Origin of the sequence: Chitinophaga sp., assembly GCF_036569125.1 — a bacterium.
Taxonomy (GTDB): domain Bacteria; phylum Bacteroidota; class Bacteroidia; order Chitinophagales; family Chitinophagaceae; genus Chitinophaga.
Genome location: NZ_DATCRF010000494.1, coordinates 1 through 4,131, shown reverse-complemented (window position 1 = coordinate 4,131; position 4,131 = coordinate 1). Strand labels below are relative to the sequence as shown.

General features: G+C 49.1%; 3 protein-coding genes and 1 pseudogene. 3 read left to right on the top strand and 1 reads right to left on the bottom strand.

What is annotated here, in order from left to right; all coding sequences use genetic code 11:
* The 3 genes and pseudogenes from VIM87_RS18580 to VIM87_RS18570 all read left to right on the top strand — a co-directional run.
* Window positions 1-900 (top strand): annotated as a pseudogene (locus VIM87_RS18580) (SusC/RagA family TonB-linked outer membrane protein); the annotation flags it as partial.
* 33 nt (window positions 901-933) lie between these two features.
* Complete coding sequence (locus tag VIM87_RS18575; RefSeq protein WP_331998442.1) at window positions 934-2,724, top strand: RagB/SusD family nutrient uptake outer membrane protein; 1,791 nt, start codon at window positions 934-936, stop codon at window positions 2,722-2,724.
* A 106-nt stretch (window positions 2,725-2,830) separates the two neighbouring features.
* Entirely contained in the window at window positions 2,831-3,700 is an 870-nt protein-coding gene (locus tag VIM87_RS18570; protein ID WP_331998441.1) for an alpha/beta hydrolase, read from the top strand.
* A 97-nt stretch (window positions 3,701-3,797) separates the two neighbouring features.
* Here VIM87_RS18570 and VIM87_RS18565 read toward each other — a convergent pair.
* Window positions 3,798-4,131, bottom strand: a 334-nt coding sequence (locus tag VIM87_RS18565) for an SRPBCC domain-containing protein (protein ID WP_331998440.1), incomplete at its 5' end; no start/stop codon positions are given.

Here is a 4,131-nt window from a genome sequence, read left to right as displayed (position 1 = left end):
GGCATATTCCGCCCGCGCGGCAATGTGCCACAGTTTGCGGGGATCATCAATCTTCCCGACGCCAACCTGGGTGCAGTGAATAACAAAGGCATAGATGCCACCCTGGAAATAAACAAACAGCTGGGCAAAGATTTTAAAATAGGATTCCGGGGAAATATAACCTGGAACCGGGCCACCGTGATCGACGATGCTAATGCACCCTGGCCCTATCCCTGGCAGCAACGCATAGGGCGCAAGCTGGGGCAGCGCTTCGGTTATATTGCCCTCGGCTTGTTCCAATCGGAGGAAGAAGTTTCCCACAGCCCTTTTCAGCCGGGCACCAACAAACCCGGGGACATTAAGTATAAAGATATGAATGAGGATGGGAAGATCGACTCCTATGACCAGGCCCCCATTGGTTACGGGAGCATGCCGGAAATCGTATACGGTTTCGGGCCAACGTTCAGCTGGAAGAACTGGTCGTTAGCCGCATGGTTCAAAGGCATCGGCAATGTAGATATTAGTTTGTATGGCGATGGTTTCCGCCCATTCACGTACGGCGGGGAACGCGGTAACCTGCTGGCGCAGATAACAGACCGGTGGACACCCGATAATCCCAATCCCCGCCCCTTTTATCCCAGGATCACTTACGGCGCCGATAATATGAACTTTGAAGGCAGCACCTGGTGGCTGAAGAACGGCGCTTTCCTGAGACTACAAACCCTTCAGCTGAACTATGAATTACGTAAGAACAAATGGCTAAACCGTTTAGGTGTATCGGCAGTTGATATCTATTTCATCGGATACAACCTGGCTACCTTCAGCGGATTTAAACTCTGGGATGTGGAGATGGGCGACGGAAGGGGCGCCCAGTACCCCTTGCTGAAGACTTACAACTTCGGTATGAGATGCAATTTTTAACAACTTATTCTCTGCAAACAGAAAACAACGATCATGCTACAACCTACCAAGATCCATATACTACTTTTAGCCGGGAGCATACTATGCTTTGTATCCTGTAAAAAATTCCTGGACCAGGTGCCGGATGACCGGATCACTATGGAAGAAGTATTTAAAAAGAAATCAACCTCGGAACAATTCCTTGCCAGCGTATACAGCTATGTGCCGGATGAATGGGAAGCCATCCATAATTTTCCCTGGGTAGGCACCAGCGACGAAGCGGATATTACCTGGTCCGGCTCACCCAATTACCCGATCAACATTGGCAACCTGGGACCCGCAAACAATTCTTTTGAGTATTGGGGCTCATACTATCAGGCCATCCGTTCGGCCACTTATTTCATAAATCATATTGATGAAAACGATGAAATACGCAGCCTGAGCGGCCAGCAGCTTATAGACCAGTATAAAGCGGAAGCAAGGTTCCTGCGGGCTTACTATTACTTTTGCCTGATGCGCCAGTATGGCCCTGTTATTCTGCTGGGTGAAGACGTGATTGCTACGGATGCCCCGGCCAGCGCCATGCAGCTGCCGCGCAGCCCTTATGACGACTGCGTTAGTTATGTGGTGAGTGAGCTGGATAAGGCGGCAAGTGTGCTGCCACCCTACCCGCAAAGAAATGGCCAGCAAAGTGATGCTGAATACGGCAGGGCTACGAAAGGCATGGCCATGGCTGTTAAAGCACGCCTGTTATTATACGCTGCAAGCCCCCTGTACAACGGGAACACGGATGCATTGTTATCCTCCTTCAAAACAGAAGAAGGCGTTCCGCTGATCTCAGCCACGAAGAACGATGAAAAGTGGAGAAAAGCTGCTGACGCGGCAAAGGCGGTGATCGATCTTGGTATTTATGCTTTGTATAAGGACCCATCAGGCGATGTAATAAAATCATTGGAGGGTATTTTTTTCCAGGCCTGGAATGATGAACAGATCTTTGCCCGCAAAGGCAACGGACTAGCCACCTGGGATGTACATTGCACGCCCCGGCAGGCAGGCGGATGGTGCGGCATTGGCCCTACGCAGGAAATGATCGACGCTTACTTTATGTCAGATGGTAAGCTACCTTCCGAATCCCCGTTGTATTCCCAAACCGGTTTTACAGATGTGGGCGGCGAAAGGATCTTTAATATGTACCTGAACAGGGAGCCCAGGTTTTACCGCGATGTTACTTACAATAACAGCATCTGGCAGGGTGGTACCATGCAATCCCCTGCAGCTATCAGCTTCTTTGTTTCAGGGCCCAACGGCAGGAACGGGCATCCCACGGATTTTTCCAAAACAGGATACCTGGTCAGGAAAAATGTTGGCCCCACCACGAATGTAGGTTCCGGTGGTAATGGACAACGGCAGGACCGGCCGGCCCCGTTGTTCCGTTTAGCCGAGATGTACCTGAACTACGCTGAGGCGCTCAATGAATATGACCCCGGGAATCCCGATATACTGCGGTACCTCAATATGATCCGCGAGCGTGCAGGGATCCCGCAGTATGGCGCGGGGCTGCCGGCGCCGGCCAGCCAGGATGAAATGCGCCAAAAGATCCGGGCGGAAAGAAAGGTGGAGCTGGCATATGAAGGCCAGCGGTTCTTTGATATCCGCAGATGGAAAATTGCACCGCAGGTGATGGGTACTTTACACGGCATGGATATCAGCAAAGACGGAGATGCCTTTTATAACAAGGTGGCTACCATGACGCCACACCTGTTCAGGCCCTCTTATTACTGGTGGCCCATCAGCCAGTATGAGCTGGACAGGGACAAAAAGATCATTCAAAATCCAGGCTGGTAAAAATTGAGGTGTAAGCAACAACAGGACAATGAAAATTGAATGCTACTGTACTGTGTTTTTTGTATATTCCTGCTGATCAGGCGACTACTTTTTAATACAACAGATCATGAAAAGAACGTTTATAATTTTAGCTGCGCTGGCCTTTTCCTGCCAATACGCTATGGCTCAGGAAAGCATCCCGCTCTACCCTGCAGGTCAAATTCCGTTTGCAAAGGAAAATACGGAGGTGCCCAAAATTACAGTATACGTGCCTGAAAAAAAGAGGTCCAACATTGCTGTTATAGTGTGTTCCGGAGGCTCTTACGGAGGCAGGGCTAATAATGTTGAAGGGATCCCGGCATGCAGGCAGCTTAATGATGCAGGCATTACTGCTTTCCTGCTGGATTACCGTGTTCCAAATGCTTCCAGGATGAATGAGAAGGAAATCGTTCCGCTTACCGATGTGCAGGCCGCAATAATATATGTACGATCGCATGCAAAACAATACAAGATAAAACCTGATAAGGTTGGCATAATGGGTTTTTCCGCAGGCGGGCACCTGGTAACTACTGCGGAAACTCATTTCAATAAAACAAGACTGGATAACCCGGGGCACATTAACCTGCGCCCGGATTTTGTTGTGGCGGTCTACCCGGTTGTAAGTTTCGCCGACAGCCTTACGCACCTGCAATCCAGAAGTAATTTAATTGGCCCGGATATAACACCTGAAAGGATCAGGGAATATTCCAACGAGCTGCAGGTATCGGACGAAACGCCGCCCACATTCATTGTGTCGGCAATAGATGATGACGTGGTAAAGGTCGGGAACAGTCTGTATTTAGAAGCTGCGTTAAGACAACATCACGTTCCGGTAAAAATGTTCTTATATGCAAAGGGCGGACATGGCTTTGGCGTAAATAATAAAACGGCCACTGCACAATGGACAGCACCCTGTATCCGGTGGATCATGAATGAAAAATGGGAAAGTGACCTTTAACACAAAAAGATCTTACTTCGGTTATGATAATAAAAAAAAGACCACCGGAATCCTATACCTGATGGTCTGTGAAAGCAATAAAGTGCCTGTTCCCTGATCAAGCGGGGATCTCAGGCTCTACCAGCTTAGCCAGTTTTTCCAGTGATTCCTGCCAGCCTAAATAACACATTTCAACGGGGATGGCAGCAGGGATACCTTCCTGTGTAATTTTTATTTCTGTGCCGGCAATAGTTTTCCGCAGCACAACCGTGGTGGTCATTTCTCCGGGCAGGTTCGGATCGTCAAATTTATCCGTGTACTTTAACAGCTCATTAGGTTTGAGCTCCAGGTAGGTACCACCGAATGAATGGCCACCACCGGTTGTAAAATTCTGGAATGACATTTTGTGGGTACCGCCTACCGTTACGTTCATTTCATGAACGGTACAAAGA

Coding starts and splice junctions, on each gene's coding strand:
- VIM87_RS18575 (WP_331998442.1), top strand. CDS start 934: ATGCTACAACCTACCAAGATCCATATACTACTTTTAGCCGGGAGCATA.
- VIM87_RS18570 (WP_331998441.1), top strand. CDS start 2,831: ATGAAAAGAACGTTTATAATTTTAGCTGCGCTGGCCTTTTCCTGCCAA.